The sequence below is a fragment of the Mesonia mobilis DSM 19841 genome (assembly GCF_000423405.1).
Lineage (GTDB): Bacteria > Bacteroidota > Bacteroidia > Flavobacteriales > Flavobacteriaceae > Mesonia > Mesonia mobilis.
In genome coordinates this window covers 64,058-79,421 of record NZ_KE384014.1, presented here as the reverse complement: position 1 = coordinate 79,421, position 15,364 = coordinate 64,058, and the positions used below count along the sequence as shown (strand labels likewise).

The window sequence follows — 15,364 nt, the reverse complement described above, 5'->3', positions numbered from 1 at the left end:
AGCGAATCTTAAGGAAAGAAAAAACACTTCATTACGTATTCTTCGTACTTTTAAAATAAAAAAGAAATGAAGAATAAGATCATCATTATCAGCTTTCTACTCTTAAGTTTTTGCTCTTTCGCACAAGACTGGAAATTAGATTTTAAAGAAGCTCAAAAAAATTCAGCCGAAAAAGATCTTCCAATTATTCTTGTTTTTCAAGGATCAGATTGGTGCGCGCCTTGTATAAAATTAGATCGTAATGTTTGGAGTACAACTAAGTTTAAAAATTATGCTGAAAATCATTTCGTAATGCTTCAGGCAGACTTCCCTAAGCGCAGTAAAAATGCTTTACCAAAAGATCAACAAGCAAAAAACGATCAGCTGGCAGAAAAATATAATCCTAACGGTTACTTCCCTTTTGTAGTGATTTTAGACAAAACAGGAAAAGTGTTAGGGCAAACCGGATATAAAAATATGAGTCCGAAAGAATATATAGATCACCTCAACTCTTTCTTAAAATAATGCTGAAAAAACTGTTTCTCTTCATCTTTCTAAGTATTGGTGTACAAGCCTTTTCGCAACAAATATACAAGCGAACGCTCAAATTAATGGGCAGCCGTTTTGATATTACTGTAGTTGCACAAGATTCTGTTGAAGCTCATAAACATATAGATTTAGCCGTTAAAGAAATTTCAAGAATAGAAAAACTCATTTCTTCTTGGGATCCCGACTCTCAAACTTCGGCCATTAATAAAAATGCTGGTTTGCAAGCCGTAAAAGTAAATTCAGAATTAATTAAGCTTATTAAACGTGCCAAAAAAATTTCTCAATTAACCGATGGAGCTTTCGATATAAGTTACGCCTCGATGGATAAAATCTGGAAATTTGACGGAAGTATGAAGCAGATGCCTTCTGATGAAGCAATTAAAAATTCGGTAAGTAAAGTTGGCTTTCAAAATATTGTGATCGATGAAGAAAAATCGACTGTTTTTCTAAAACTAGAAGGAATGAAAATTGGTTTTGGCGGCATTGGTAAAGGTTATGCAGCAGATAAAGCCAAAAATTTGTTGATTAGTAAAGGAGTTGTTGCCGGTATTATCAATGCTTCTGGAGATATGAATACTTGGGGAAAGCAACCCAATGGTGAATCTTGGAAAGTAGCCATTACCAACCCGATGAATAAAAATAAAGCCTTTGCTCTTTTACCGCTTAACAATGAAGCCGTCGTGACTTCTGGTAATTACGAAAAGTATGTCAATTTCAACGGAAAAAGATATACGCACATTATCGACCCAAGAACCGGTTACCCTTCAAGCGGAATTATAAGTGCAACTGTTTTTGCTCCAAAAGCAGAATTGGCAGACGCTTTAGCGACCTCCATTTTTGTGATGGGAAAAGAAGTAGGCTTAAATAGAATTAATCAATTACCTAAAGTAGAATGTATTCTTATCGACGATCAGGGAAATATTTTCACCTCGTCTAATATAGAAATAAACACAAAGTCATGAAAAAATTTATAGTCATCACGCTACTTATTGCCGGAGCGAGTTCTTGTACGGTAGTAAAAGAATACGAAAAGGTTTACCTCAACGACCCGCAAATGATGTTGGGAAAAACCAAAAAATCAGATCGATTCGAAACTAATTTCCAAGCTTATCGTGAAGCTGCAGCGGGAGCTAATGGCGGAAAAACCGGCGGTGGTTGCGGTTGTAATTAAAAGTTATGAAGCAAATAACATTTATCATAGTATCACTTTTTGGTTTTGCAGGTTTTGCACAACAAGCAACAGATTCTGTAGCAACCTACAAAAAAAGAGTTTTAGAAACTACTGAAGTAGATTTTCTGGCGAGTTACTACACGCAAGACGGTAATAATGCGGCAGTTTCTGGCGGAATTGGTACAGAAAAATTAACCGATGTGACACCAACCATTGTCGTTTCTATTCCTTTAAACGATGATGATGTATTGACGATAGATGGCGGAGTTTCTGCTTATACTTCTGCTTCTTCCAGTAATATTAATCCGTTTGACGGCAATCAACCTGCAGATCCTTTTGTAGAAAGTACCGGAGCTTCTTCTAGCGATATGTGGACAAACTTAACGGGAACTTTTACTCATAATTCTGATGATCGCAATAAAATTTGGAGCACAAAACTTTCAGTTTCTTCAGAATATGATTATTTCTCTTTAGGTTTTGGCGGAAGCTACACGCAACTTTTCAATGAGAAAAATACAGAAATCTCTGTCAATGTCAATGTGTATTTAGATACGTGGAATTCTATTTATCCTTATGAATTACGCCCATTTTCAGAAAACGGAAGCGGTTTAAACAGTAATTTATTCAATGCTCATACAATTACCGGCAACACTAATTATGCGCCTATTTTCAATGAATTTTCAGATGAAAGTAGAAACTCTTATTCCTTAGGTTTAAGCTTTTCACAAATTCTCTCTAAACGTGCGCAAGGAAGTTTATTAGTAGATGTTGTGCAGCAACAAGGTTTACTTTCTACTCCATTTCAGCGAGTTTATTTCGCCGATGTTGAAGATTCGTTTATTGAGAATTTTCAGCTTGCAGACGCTAATGAGCTTTTACCCGATACTCGTTTTAAACTAGCGCTTGGCGGCAGGTTAAACTATTACCTCAACGAAACTTTTGTATTCAGAACTTATTATCGTTTTTACAACGACGATTGGGGTATTACCTCACATACCGCAAAAATTGAAATACCCACAAAAATTAGTAGTAAATTTACAATAATTCCGTCTTACAGATTTTATTCTCAATCGGCAGCAGATTATTTTGCTCCTTACGAGCAACATTTATCTACAGATCAATTTTATACCTCAGATTACGACTTATCTAAATTCACAGCCAATCAATATGGTTTAGGTGTGACATATACAGATATTTTTACCGGCTTTCATCTTTGGAAGTTAGCCTTAAAAAGTATCGACCTTAATTACCACTATTACGAGCGTAATACTGGTTTAAATGCAAATATTATATCAGGCGGTTTCAATTTCATAGTATATTAGAGAATTCATTAAATTGTAAAACAACAGAAAATGGCTTCAAGAAAAAAGACCTTCAATATCATTCTAATTATATTAATTGCAGTGTTTATTATTGCTCAGTTTTTTGGTCCGGAAGAAAACACTTATCAACAAGTCCCTGATACTGATATTGCAAAAGTCGAAAATGTTCCTGCTGAAGTCATGAGTATTCTAAAAACTTCTTGTTACGATTGTCATTTTAACAATACATCATATCCTTGGTATGATAAAATCACTCTTGTTAACTATTATTTAGCCGAACACGTAGAAGATGGAAAAAAACATCTTAATTTTTCTGAATGGGGAAAACTTTCACATCAAAAAAAACAGCACGCTCTTAAAGAAATTTTAGAAGAAGTTGAAGCTAAAGAAATGCCTCTAAAATCATATTTGTTATTACACCAAGATGCAAATCTTTCGCTTGCTGAGGTTAAAACTTTAAAAAATTGGATCAATAAAGCATTAGAAAATGACTAATACTTCTTCATCCTTACCGAGTCCACCTACAAGATTTTTTATATATTTGAAATCCATGAAAATCATTACCGCCATATTAGCGATCTACATTTTTGGGCTTAATTTTATGCCCTGCAACGATAATGTGGCAGATTTAGAAGAGCAAAGTGGTATTCATCTAACATCTTCAGAAGACGGGCATCAAGATCACGAACATTCATCAGATCTATGTTCGCCTTTTTGTCAATGCCATTGCTGTCATATTCACGTGATCGACGTACAGCTTTCTGAATTTAAAATGATCACCCCAGAAATTTCTACAGCAACTTTTCTCCTTTTTGAAAATACCGGTAAAGAAATTCAAAACCGTATTTTACAACTTCCACGCCACGCATAATTTTTCAGTAATTCACTGAAAAACCTCCTCAAAAGAAGCATATTATTCAATTCGATTTTGTCGCACTGAGCCTGTCGAAGTGCTAAATGTATTTACTTTTCGTCATTCCTGATTTGATTCGGAATTTCATAGAACATCTGATAACAAAAGGCATATAGTTAAATTACTTCAGTCTGAAGAAACTCCTGTATTCAAATTGAATAAATAATTGCTTCCCTCCTATTTAATGTAAAAAATTAAAACATCACATTTTCATGATTAACAAAATCATTGATTTTTCGATACGCAATAAAATGATCATTGGCTTGCTAATGATCGCGTGGATCGGTTTTGGTATTTGGAGTATGCGCCAAGTTCCTGTCGATGCCAACCCCGATATTACCAATAATCAAGTACAAGTAATTACCCAAGCGCCCAATTTAGGCACCGAAGATATTGAGCAATTTGTCACCTATCCTGTTGAGGTCGCGATGAGTAATCTTCCGCAGGTAAAAGAAATTCGATCGGTTTCGCGTTTCGGCCTATCGGTCGTCACCATTGTTTTTGAAGACAAAGCCGGCACGTATCTTCCACGACAATTGGTAGCCGAAAAACTAATCGAAGTTCAAGAAGAAATTCCCGAAGGTTTTGGTAAACCTACGATGGGACCAATTTCTACTGGTCTTGGCGAAATTTATCAATATACTTTAGAAGTTGAAGACGAGTATAAAAATGAATATTCGAGTACCGATTTACGTAGTTTTCAAGATTGGATCATTCGTCGGCAAATGTCCTTAGTTCCCGGCGTGGTTGAAGTAAATGCCTTTGGCGGAAAGATTAAACAATACGAAGTCGCCGTACAACCTGAAGAATTGAAAGCGATCGGTATGAGCATTGCTGAAGTATTTTCTGCGCTACAGCAAAATAATCAAAACACGGGCGGCGCTTACATTGAAAAAAATCATCAGGCTAATTTTATTCGTGGTGAAGGTTTGGCAAGGAACCTCGACGATATTCGGCAAATGGTGATTAAAAATGAAAACGGAATTCCCATAAAAATTAAAGATGTTGCTGAAGTAAAAATCGGTAATGCCGTTCGCTACGGAGCTTTAACCAAAGATGGAAAAGGCGAAGCCGTTGGCGGAATGATCTTAATGCTGAAAGGCGCAAATTCTAACGAGGTAATTACTCGCGTAAAAGAGCGTATGCAGCAAATCGAAAAATCTTTGCCCGAAGGTGTTCATATTCAACCTTTTTTAGACCGAAGTGATCTTATTGCTGAAACCACCGGAACAATTAAAAATAACCTCATCGAAGGCGGACTTATCGTTATTTTCATACTCGTACTTTTATTAGGGAATTGGCGCGGCGGATTGATCGTTGCTTCTACGATTCCGCTAGCGTTATTGTTTGCTTTTATTTTGATGAATGTCTTTGATGTTTGGGCAAACTTAATGAGTTTGGGCGCGATTGACTTCGGAATTATCGTTGACGGCGCGGTGATTATTGTAGAAAGTACGGTTTTCTTCCTTTATGCTTATGTAAAGAAAAAACAAGTAGAAATCACTTCTGAAAACCGAAATGAAATTACTGCGAAAGCTTCTAAAAAAATGATGAATTCAGCCTTTTTTGGACAACTCATTATTATGATCGTTTTTATTCCGATTCTAGCATTAGAAGGCGTTGAAGGCAAAATGTTTAGACCGATGGCGCTCACCTTTATTTTTGCGATGATCGGCGCGATGATTCTTTGTTTAACTTACGTTCCTATGATTTCGGCTTTATTTATTAGAGTTCCGAAAAAATCTAAACCTTCTTGGGGAGATAAATTTGTGTTTTGGGTAGAACGTAATTATGAAAAAGCTTTGCTAAAAAGTCTTTCCAAAGGAAAATGGATCATCGGAAGCTCTATCCTCGTTTTGGCTTTAGCCATTTTTACTTTTACCAAAATGGGCGGTGAATTTATTCCGCAGCTCGATGAAGGTGATATTGCTTTTCACGTGATTTTAAAACCGGGGAGTTCCCTTTCAGAAATGATGGAAACTACTACCAAAGTTCAAAAAATTATCAAAGCAAATTATCCCGAAGCAAAATCGGTAATTAGTCGTATTGGCGTCGCAGATGTTCCTACCGACCCAATGCCAATGGATATTTCTGATACATTCATTATCCTGAAGCCAAAATCAGAATGGACTTCCGCTTCAACTAAAGAAGAACTCATCGCTAATATTAAAGAAGATATTAGCGTAATTCCCGGCGTTTCCTACGAATTTACACAACCTATCGAAATGCGTTTTAACGAATTACTTTCGGGTGTTCGGGAAGACGTTGCCATTAAACTTTTCGGGGAAGATTTACAAGTTTTGGCAGACAAAGCCAAAGAAATGGGAAAAATTATAGCGAGTGTAGATGGCGTTGCCGATATGAAAGTGGAAGCCACCACCGGTTTACCACAAATCACCGTTAATTACAATCGTAACAAACTAGCGCAATACGGCTTACAAATTAATAAACTGAATACGCTTATTCAAACAGCATTTGCCGGAGGTAAAGCCGGAGTTATTTTTGAAGGTGAAAAACGCTACGATCTGGTCGTTCGCCTGGCAGAAAGTGAACGAAAAAACATCCAGAATGTAGAAAATCTGTATGTAGATTTACCTAACGGAAATCAAATCCCGCTGCGGGAAATCGCCAATATTAGTTACCAACCGGGACCTATGCAAATTAGTCGCGACAATACCAACCGGCGTACTTATGTTGGGATAAATATTCGAAATCGCGATGTACAATCGGTGGTAGAAGATATTCAGCAAAAACTAGACGAAGAATTTAAATTACCTGCCGGCTATTACATTCGCTATGGCGGTGCTTTTGAAAATTTTGAACGTGCCAGCAATCGACTACAAACCGTTGTACCCATTGCTTTGGTGCTAATTTTCATTTTGATTTATTTCGCTTTAAAATCTTTTGCAGAAACCTTAATGATTTATCTCGCCATCCCAATGGCAACCATCGGCGGTATTTTTGCGCTTTGGTTACGCGATATGCCGTTTAGTATTTCTGCCGGCGTTGGGTTCATTGTACTTTTCGGAGTGGCAGTTTTAAACGGATTGGTAATGATCAATGGTTTAAATGAATTGAAAGAAGAAGGTGAAAAAAATCTTACCAACCGAATTCTAAAAGGGACTAAACGTCGCGTTCGTCCTATTATGCTAACTGCATTTACCGATGTATTAGGGTTTTTACCGATGGCCATTTCTGCATCCTCGGGAGCTGAAGTGCAACGACCTTTAGCAACGGTAGTGATTGGTGGTTTAATTACTTCAACCTTGCTTACGCTTTTTATACTTCCTATACTCTATCAATGGATCGAGAAGAAAAAAGAACGTACATCAAAATCCTTGACAACTACTGCAATTGCGGGAATTGTAATTTTCTTTTTCATTCCATTAAACGGAAATGCGCAAGACCAACGAATCACAGAAATTGGAATAAATGAAGCCGTTCAACTGGCAGAGGAAAATTATCCGTTATTAAAAAACAAGCAATTAGAAATTAATCAACAGCAAGCGAAAAAGGCCAATGTTTTAGATTTAGGAACCACAAAAGTTTACACAAGCGGAGAAGAAATTAACGATAATCAAGGCGTTTATACGTGGGTAAATATTGGGCAACAAAATATAGATTTGTTAGGTATTTCAGCCAAGAAAAAATTAATGAATGCTGAAGTAAAATTAGCCGAAGAAGCCTTATCGCTTTCTCAACTTGAAATCGAACGAGAAGTAAAAAAAGCCTGGACATCGGCCTATAGCGCTAAACAAAAACTTCAGTTATACCAACGCTTAGATTCTATTTACAGCAAGTTTAAAACAGCGGTAGAATTAAATTATGAAGTGGAAGCGATTTCGAAACTTGAATTTTCTTCAGCAAAAAATCAAGCCTTACAAATTGCCATAAAAAAAGAACAAGCTTACGACGATTATTTAATTGAACTACAAAAACTGAATTTATGGCTGAATAGTAAAAATACTCTTGGCGTTAAAGATGAACTCATTTTGGCAGATGACGAATTGATCATCGAGCAATCTTTAGAAAATCATCCTGCGTTACAAGTTGCTGAGCAAAAACTAGAAACTTCTACAGCTAATTATCGCGCCGCCAAAGCCGATCTATTACCCAAGTTTAATGTACAATACGGGATTCAAGAAGTGCAAAACCAAAGCGGTTTTTATACGTATCAAGCCGGAGTTTCGATTCCGTTGTTTTCGGGAAGCGAGAAAACACGCGTCAAAACAGCTCAAATTCAGCAGCAAATCGCTCAGAATGAAGCCGATTTTATTCAGCAACAATTAAAAATCAATTATCAGCAAAGCTTGCAAGGTTTTATGAAATGGAAAAAATCGAAAGATTTCTATTTACAAGAAGCTTTGCCGTTAGCTCAAGAACAGCAAAACGGCGCTTTATTGGCATACAAAGAAGGCGCGATCGATTATACAGCTTTTACCCAAATGCTTCGAAATTCGATCGAAACAGAACTTGCCGCTATTGAAGCGATCAACAATTACCTCAACGCTAAATTCGAATTAACTTATTTTGAAAATGAATAATATAATTTCAAACTCAACCTATTATCGTCATCCCTCCTACAAGGTCTTTTTTCACCTTGTAGGTCTATTTTCCAATCACTTTAAGACCTACAAGGTTTTCAAAACCTTGCAGGAAATAACTTTTAATACAACAATCATGAAAACCTTAGGTTATACATTTTTATGTTTACTCTTGATTTCCTGCGGAAATAATTCAGCAGAAACTAACAATAAAAATTCTTCCGAAGAAACAGAAGAACATCACGAAAAAGAAGGCATTCATCTTTCATTAGAACAAGCTGAAGCACTAGATTTAAAAGTAGATACCCTCACGCATAGAAATATGGATGGTTTTGTAGAAGCAAATGGTAGATTAGAAGTTCCGCCACAAAATGAAGCTACGGTAACGACCATCGTTGGCGCAAATGTGGTTAAAATTGAAGTGATCGAAGGTGATGAAGTAAAACAAGGTGAAGTGGTTGCTTATCTATCTCATCCTAATATTATTCAGTTGCAAACCGATTATTTAGAGGCTTTTCACAACCAAAAATATTTAGAAAAAGAATATGAGCGTCAGAAAAAATTGTATGAAGGCGGCGTAGGTTCTGGGATGAATTTTCAAAAAGCAGAAGCCGATTACCTAGCAAAAAAAGGCTTGGTGAGCGGACTCAAATCTAAGCTGAAACTCTTAAATATTAATCTTAGTAATCTGGAGAAAGGGAACATTCAAGAACGTGTTGCTTTGCGCAGCCCAATCGAAGGCGCGGTGCAAAAAGTGGAAGTAAAAACCGGACAATATGTGCAACCACAAACCGACTTGTTTGAGATTATCAACACGCATCACGTACACGCAGATTTGATGGTTTACGAAAAAGACGTTCATAAAATCGCCGTAGATCAAAAAATTAAGTTTACCGTGCAATCGCTACCCGAAACGGAACTTTCGGCAAGTATTTATTCGATTAGTAAAACTTTTGAAGAAAGTCCGAAAGCGGTTCACGTACACGCCGAAATTGAAAATAAAAAAGGAAATTTGATTCCGGGAATGTATATTCAAGGAAGAATTTTAACGGAGAATTCTACGACGCTTGCCATCCCCGAAAGTGCTGTGGTAAAAAACGGAGATCGTTTTTACATCTATAAAGCAGAAAAAAATGAAAAAGAATGGAGTTTTTCTCCACTAGAAGTAAAAACCGGAAAAACCAATAGCGGCTGGACGGCCATTCAGTTACTCGAAAAACAACCTCAAGAAACCCAATTTGCATTCAATAACGCTTATTACTTACAAGCCGAAGCCGAAAAAGGCGAAGGCGGCGGTCATCATCACTAAGTTAGATTTTAGGTTTTGGGGAGTAGGTTTTAGGGGTTCGTTTGTTTAAGCTAAACTTCAAGTTTGATTTCAATTTCAATTTCAACTTCATTATAACATAAAAAGTTCCTTCCCTTATTAAGGGAAGGTGGCTTTTTCAATCTTAGTTGAAAAAGTCGGAAGGGTTAAAATTTCTTTACTTATTTTTGAAATCAAATTCAATTTTCGATGTACATTTTTGTTTTAGGAACGGGGCGTTGTGGTTCTTTCAGCTTTATTGAAGCCTGTAAATACATCACTAATTTTACTTGTGGTCACGAAACTCGATCGCAAAAATTAGGTCCGGCTCGTTTTGATTATCCTAAAAATCATATTGAAGCAGACAATCGCTTGAGCTGGCATTTGGGAGAATTAGAACAAAAATTTCCGGATCAAGTTTTTTATGTGCATTTAAAAAGAGATCGTGATAAAACGGCAAAAAGTTTTAGTAAACGATTTTTTAAAAAGAAAAGCATGGTAGATGCTTATGCCGGTGGAATTAAAATGAATCCGCCAGAAATGCTTTCCAAAGAAGAACAATTGCAAGTTTGTTATGATTATGTCGATACCGTTACAGCAAACATCGATGAGTTCCTGAAGTATCAACCGCAACACATTACTATTCAACTAGAGAATATTAAAGAAGATTTTGAAAAATTCTGGCACGCGATTCAAGCTGAGGGAGATTTACAAGCTGCTTTAAATAGCTTCAACCAACATCACAACACGGCTAAAGAACACGAAAAATCTCATTTTCTTTATCATTTAAAGCTGTTTTTGCTTCGACAAAAAAAGAGATTTTTAGATTGATATGAACATCATTCCAGACTTGATCCAGAATCGCATCATTCTGACTATTTTTTCAGTATAAACCTTTTTCGCCTCCAAGAGTTTACTCAAAAGGTCTTATTTCTTTTTTTTTAAAATAATTCAACAACAGAAATTCGTTAATAACAATACCGCATTGCTATTTCATAATTTTAATAATTCGTTAATTTTGCTGAAAAATTTAGAATTATGCTCATTATCGGGATTGCCGGAGGAACCGGAAGCGGAAAAACCACAGTAGTCAATACTATCATTGATGAATTACAGCACGAAGAAGTTGCCGTAATTTCACAAGATTCGTACTACCGAGACACTAGTAACCTTTCTTACGATGAGCGTACAAAAATTAATTTTGATCACCCGCAATCGATCGATTTTGATTTACTTACCAAACATTTAATTCAACTTAGAGCCGGAGAGTCGATACCACAACCGGTGTATTCGTTTAAAGAACATAACCGCACGGGAGAAACGATAGAAACTGCTCCTAAAAAAGTAATGTTGGTAGAAGGGATCCTTATTCTCACGCATCCAGAATTGCGAGAGCTTTTCGACATTATGATCTACGTTCACGCCGATAGTGACGAGCGTTTAATAAGACGTTTAAAACGAGATATGAAGGAGCGCGGGCGCGATTTAGACGAAGTTTTAAATCGTTACCAAACCACACTTAAACCCATGCACCAGCAGTTTATAGAACCCACTAAAGAGTTTGCCGATATCATTATCCCGAATAACCGTTACAACACGGTTGCTGTAGATATTGTGCAGACAATTATTAGAGAACGCTTAGACTAATTTCGTATATTCGTTACTATGGGTTTTAAAGAGCTTCGCGAGAAACGTTGGTTTAAAATTATAAGCAATAAATATGTGCTTATTCTTTTGGTATTTGGCATCTGGATGCTATTTTTAGATAGCAACAGTTGGCTGGTGCATAACGAACTCGATGAAGAACTCGACGAGCTTAACAACAACAAAGCTTACTACCAAAAAGAAATTAATAAAGACAAAGCTATCATTGAGGGACTAAACGATTCTTCTGAATTAGAAAAATTTGCCCGAGAAGAATATTTTATGAAGCGTGAAGGTGAAGAGATTTTTATTATTGAATATGAAGATAGCCTGAAAAAGAACGAGGAAAATGAGTAAAAAATTATTTGAAGATTTTAAAGAAGTTTCCGCTAAAGAATGGAAACAAAAAATTCAGGTAGATTTAAAAGGAGCCGATTATGAAAGTTTACTATTTCATAGCAACGAAGGCATCGATGTAAAACCATTTTACCATCAAGATAATTTTGAACCGAGCCACGCTCCTACTTCACTTCAACCTTGGAAAATTACAGAACGTTTTATTATTTCTGAAAATACCACAGCAGCTTCGCTATTAGAAAGCTTAGAAAAAGGTGCTGAAGCTTTGTGGTTAGTGATTCCTTCTGCTGAAATTAATTTTTCAAACTTATTAACCGAAATCGATATCGAAAATACTCCGATATTTCTCGACTTTCAATTTTTGTCGAAAGAAACGCCTCAACAGTTAAAAGAAATTGTTCAAGGTAAAAAACATCAAATTTCGGTGAGTGTAGATATTGTTGGTCATCTTTCAGCTACCGGAAACTGGTTCAGTAATCAACAAGAGGATCATCAAATCTTGGCTGAATTTATTCAACTGAATAAAGAAATTCCGACTCAACTAAGTGTCGATACTTCGATTTATCAAAATGCCGGTGCCAATATCGTGCAGCAATTAGCGTATGCAATGGCACACGTCAATGAATATTTAAATCATCTAAACGAACATTTTCCGCAGCAATTAAAAGAATTTCAACCTACGTTTAAAGTAGCTACAGGTTCTAATTACTTTTTTGAAATTGCTAAACTGAAAGCTTTACGTCAACTTTATGCAAGTTTAGCGAGTGCTTACGAAGCTCCGGAAACTATTCAAATTTTAGCTTTCCCAACCCGAAGAAACAAAACTATTTACGATTATAATGTAAATATGTTACGTACCACTACCGAAAGTATGAGTGCAATTTTAGGCGGTGCCAATTGGGTTTGCAACCTTCCTTACGATGAAATTTATCACCACGATAATGACTTCGGAATAAGAATTGCCCGCAACCAACTTTTAATCTTAAAAGAAGAAAGTTATTTCGATAAAGTGGCGAATGCCAGTGATGGCAGTTATTATGTAGAAGAAATTACTTCGCAACTGGCAGAGAAAGCCTTAGAAATTTTCAAATCTATTGAAAAAGCCGGTGGTTGGATCACTTCTCTAAAAGAAGGAACCATTCAGCGAAAAATTAAAGAAAGTGCCAATAAAGAATTAGCACAATTTAATGATGCTGAAAAAACTTTGGTGGGTACCAACAAGTACCAAAACCCAGAAGATAAAATGAAAGCAGATTTAGAGAAATCACCATTTCTGCAAAAAAATGAACGAAAAACGCTTTTAAAGCCGATTATTCAGAAAAGACTCGCAGAAAAAAGTGAACAACAACGCTTAGAAACGGAGTAATTTTCAAAATATGATTAACGTCAGGCTGAAACAAATTCAGGTTGATGTAAAATTTTAAACTCAATTAAAATGGCTCGAAAAGACCTTCAACATATAAAAATTCAAACTTCAGAATTAAATTACAAAAATTCTGAAAATAAAGAATTTACTACCGCAGAGAAAATCAAGATCAAAAAAGTCTATACGAAAGAAGATGTTGAAAATTTAGAACATCTCAATTTTGTGGCCGGTATTTCTCCATTCTTACGCGGACCCTATTCTACGATGTACGTGCGCAGACCTTGGACGATCAGGCAATACGCAGGATTTTCTACGGCAGAAGAAAGTAATGCTTTTTACAGAAGAAATTTGGCAGCCGGACAAAAAGGACTTTCAGTGGCATTCGATTTAGCGACGCATCGCGGTTACGATAGCGATCACGAACGTGTAGTTGGCGATGTTGGGAAAGCCGGTGTTGCAATAGATTCTGTAGAAGACATGAAGATTCTATTCGATCAAATTCCGCTCGATAAAATGTCGGTTTCGATGACGATGAACGGCGCCGTTCTACCAATTATGGCATTTTATATTGTGGCTGCAGAAGAGCAAGGTGTACAACCTGAACAGCTTTCAGGAACGATCCAAAATGATATTCTAAAGGAATTTATGGTGCGTAACACATATATTTATCCGCCTACTCCTTCGATGAAAATTATCTCAGATATTTTTGAATATACGTCGAAAAATATGCCTCGTTTCAACAGCATTAGTATTTCTGGTTATCATATGCAAGAAGCTGGAGCCACTTGTGATATTGAATTGGCGTATACGTTAGCCGACGGTTTGGAATACATCAGAAAAGGACTCGAAGCCGGGATGGATATTGATAGTTTTGCTCCGCGTCTTTCCTTTTTCTGGGCTATTGGGATGAATCACTTTATGGAAATTGCCAAGATGCGCGCCGGAAGAATGTTGTGGGCTAAATTGGTAAAGCAATTCAACCCGAAAAATTCAAAATCACTTTCGTTAAGAACACATTGTCAAACCAGTGGTTGGAGTTTAACTGAGCAAGATCCTTTTAATAATGTGGCGCGAACTTGTATTGAAGCCGCTGCAGCAGCCTTTGGTGGCACACAAAGTTTGCACACCAACGCTTTAGATGAAGCAATTGCCTTGCCTACCGATTTTTCAGCAAGAATCGCCAGAAATACGCAATTGTATTTACAAGATGAAACCGAGATCACCAAAACAGTAGATCCTTGGGCGGGAAGTTATTATGTAGAAAAACTTACCGATGAAATCGCTCAAAAAGCTTGGAAACTGATTGAAGAAGTAGAAGAATTAGGCGGAATGACCAAAGCGATTGAAAAAGGTATTCCAAAACTTCGTATTGAAGAAGCTGCCGCGAGAAAGCAAGCGCGAATTGATAGTGGTCAAGATATTATTGTCGGCGTAAATAAATTTCGCCGAGAAAAAGAAGACCCGATCGTCACGTTAGAAGTCGACAATCAAACCGTTCGTAAGCAGCAAATTGCACGATTAGCGGAAATGAAGGCAAATCGTGATGAAGAAAAAGTTCAGCAAGCTTTAGCGAAATTAACCGAAGCTGCAGAAAAAGAAGAAGGAAATCTTTTAGCTTTAGCCGTAAATGCAGCTCGTGAGCGCGCAAGTATCGGAGAAATTAGCATGGCTTTAGAGAAAATTTACGGCAGACATAAAGCACAAACCAAATCTTTTAGTGGCGTGTACAGTAAAGAAATAAAAGACGATCAATCGTTTAAAAAAGCAAAAGAATTAGCGAACCAGTTTGCAGAGTTAGAAGGTCGCCGACCACGAATTATGATTGCTAAAATGGGGCAAGATGGTCACGATCGTGGCGCTAAAGTTGTTGCGACCGGTTACGCCGATGTTGGTTTTGATGTAGATATTGGTCCGTTGTTTCAAACGCCGCAAGAAGCTGCTAAGCAAGCGGTAGAAAACGATGTGCATATTTTAGGAGTTTCATCTTTAGCGGCAGGACATAAAACCTTGGTTCCGCAGGTGATCGAAGAATTAAAAAAACACGATCGCGAAGATATTATGGTGATTGTTGGCGGGGTGATTCCTTCCGCAGATTATCAATATTTATTTGATGCCGGAGCGGTAGCAGTTTTTGGTCCGGGAACTAAAATTAGTGATGCGGCGATTCAGATTTTAGAAATCTTGATTGATTCGGTAGAATAAAATTATTGAAT

At 36.8% G+C, this 15,364-nt stretch carries 13 protein-coding genes; all 13 read left to right on the top strand.

The window, feature by feature from the left end:
* Window positions 1-66 precede the first annotated feature (66 nt).
* Window positions 67-504: a thioredoxin family protein gene (locus tag G551_RS0114840; protein WP_027886297.1), complete on the top strand. Its 438-nt coding sequence runs from the start codon at window positions 67-69 to the stop codon at window positions 502-504.
* Window positions 504-1,490, top strand: a complete 987-nt coding sequence (locus G551_RS0114835; RefSeq protein ID WP_027886296.1) for an FAD:protein FMN transferase — start codon at window positions 504-506, stop codon at window positions 1,488-1,490. Before G551_RS0114840 ends, G551_RS0114835 begins: the two co-directional genes overlap by 1 nt.
* Window positions 1,487-1,699 carry a DUF4266 domain-containing protein gene (locus tag G551_RS0114830; protein ID WP_027886295.1) on the top strand — a complete coding sequence of 71 codons (213 nt, stop codon included), beginning with the start codon at window positions 1,487-1,489 and terminating at the stop codon, window positions 1,697-1,699. The genes G551_RS0114835 and G551_RS0114830 overlap by 4 nt, the downstream gene beginning before the upstream one ends.
* Window positions 1,700-1,704: 5 nt before the next feature.
* Window positions 1,705-3,021, top strand: coding sequence for a DUF3570 domain-containing protein (locus tag G551_RS0114825; protein ID WP_027886294.1), 1,317 nt, complete (start codon window positions 1,705-1,707; stop codon window positions 3,019-3,021).
* A gap of 30 nt (window positions 3,022-3,051) precedes the next feature.
* The gene (locus G551_RS0114820; protein ID WP_027886293.1) at window positions 3,052-3,516 is read left to right on the top strand and encodes a heme-binding domain-containing protein; all 465 of its coding nucleotides are present in this window, start codon (window positions 3,052-3,054) and stop codon (window positions 3,514-3,516) included.
* 55 nt (window positions 3,517-3,571) lie between these two features.
* Window positions 3,572-3,892, top strand: a complete 321-nt coding sequence (locus G551_RS16315; protein WP_051191430.1) for a DUF6660 family protein — start codon at window positions 3,572-3,574, stop codon at window positions 3,890-3,892.
* Between the two features lie 254 nt (window positions 3,893-4,146).
* On the top strand, window positions 4,147-8,478 hold the full coding sequence (locus G551_RS0114810; protein ID WP_027886292.1) for a CusA/CzcA family heavy metal efflux RND transporter: 4,332 nt from the start codon (window positions 4,147-4,149) through the stop codon (window positions 8,476-8,478).
* Between the two features lie 136 nt (window positions 8,479-8,614).
* Window positions 8,615-9,787 (top strand): efflux RND transporter periplasmic adaptor subunit, encoded by a 1,173-nt coding sequence (locus tag G551_RS0114805; protein ID WP_027886291.1) that lies wholly within the window; start codon window positions 8,615-8,617, stop codon window positions 9,785-9,787.
* A gap of 207 nt (window positions 9,788-9,994) precedes the next feature.
* Complete coding sequence (locus G551_RS16030; RefSeq protein ID WP_051191429.1) at window positions 9,995-10,615, top strand: hypothetical protein; 621 nt, start codon at window positions 9,995-9,997, stop codon at window positions 10,613-10,615.
* Between the two features lie 207 nt (window positions 10,616-10,822).
* On the top strand, window positions 10,823-11,431 hold the full coding sequence (gene udk, locus G551_RS0114795) for a uridine kinase (RefSeq protein ID WP_027886290.1): 609 nt from the start codon (window positions 10,823-10,825) through the stop codon (window positions 11,429-11,431).
* A gap of 18 nt (window positions 11,432-11,449) precedes the next feature.
* Window positions 11,450-11,785: an FtsB family cell division protein gene (locus G551_RS0114790; RefSeq protein WP_027886289.1), complete on the top strand. Its 336-nt coding sequence runs from the start codon at window positions 11,450-11,452 to the stop codon at window positions 11,783-11,785.
* Window positions 11,778-13,151 (top strand): methylmalonyl-CoA mutase subunit beta, encoded by a 1,374-nt coding sequence (locus G551_RS0114785; RefSeq protein WP_027886288.1) that lies wholly within the window; start codon window positions 11,778-11,780, stop codon window positions 13,149-13,151. The genes G551_RS0114790 and G551_RS0114785 overlap by 8 nt, the downstream gene beginning before the upstream one ends.
* 69 nt (window positions 13,152-13,220) lie before the next feature.
* Entirely contained in the window at window positions 13,221-15,353 is a 2,133-nt protein-coding gene (scpA, locus tag G551_RS0114780) for a methylmalonyl-CoA mutase (protein WP_027886287.1), read from the top strand.
* Window positions 15,354-15,364: the final 11 nt, after the last annotated feature.

Excerpts from the sequence above, each read along its gene's own strand:
- G551_RS16030 (WP_051191429.1), top strand. The coding sequence starts at position 9,995 with ATGTACATTTTTGTTTTAGGAACGGGGCGTTGTGGTTCTTTCAGCTTT.
- G551_RS0114790 (WP_027886289.1), top strand. The coding sequence starts at position 11,450 with ATGGGTTTTAAAGAGCTTCGCGAGAAACGTTGGTTTAAAATTATAAGC.
- scpA (WP_027886287.1), top strand. The coding sequence starts at position 13,221 with ATGGCTCGAAAAGACCTTCAACATATAAAAATTCAAACTTCAGAATTA.
- G551_RS0114830 (WP_027886295.1), top strand. The coding sequence starts at position 1,487 with ATGAAAAAATTTATAGTCATCACGCTACTTATTGCCGGAGCGAGTTCT.
- G551_RS0114820 (WP_027886293.1), top strand. The coding sequence starts at position 3,052 with ATGGCTTCAAGAAAAAAGACCTTCAATATCATTCTAATTATATTAATT.
- G551_RS0114835 (WP_027886296.1), top strand. The coding sequence starts at position 504 with ATGCTGAAAAAACTGTTTCTCTTCATCTTTCTAAGTATTGGTGTACAA.
- udk (WP_027886290.1), top strand. The coding sequence starts at position 10,823 with ATGCTCATTATCGGGATTGCCGGAGGAACCGGAAGCGGAAAAACCACA.
- G551_RS0114825 (WP_027886294.1), top strand. The coding sequence starts at position 1,705 with ATGAAGCAAATAACATTTATCATAGTATCACTTTTTGGTTTTGCAGGT.
- G551_RS0114805 (WP_027886291.1), top strand. The coding sequence starts at position 8,615 with ATGAAAACCTTAGGTTATACATTTTTATGTTTACTCTTGATTTCCTGC.
- G551_RS0114785 (WP_027886288.1), top strand. The coding sequence starts at position 11,778 with ATGAGTAAAAAATTATTTGAAGATTTTAAAGAAGTTTCCGCTAAAGAA.
- G551_RS0114840 (WP_027886297.1), top strand. The coding sequence starts at position 67 with ATGAAGAATAAGATCATCATTATCAGCTTTCTACTCTTAAGTTTTTGC.
- G551_RS16315 (WP_051191430.1), top strand. The coding sequence starts at position 3,572 with ATGAAAATCATTACCGCCATATTAGCGATCTACATTTTTGGGCTTAAT.
- G551_RS0114810 (WP_027886292.1), top strand. The coding sequence starts at position 4,147 with ATGATTAACAAAATCATTGATTTTTCGATACGCAATAAAATGATCATT.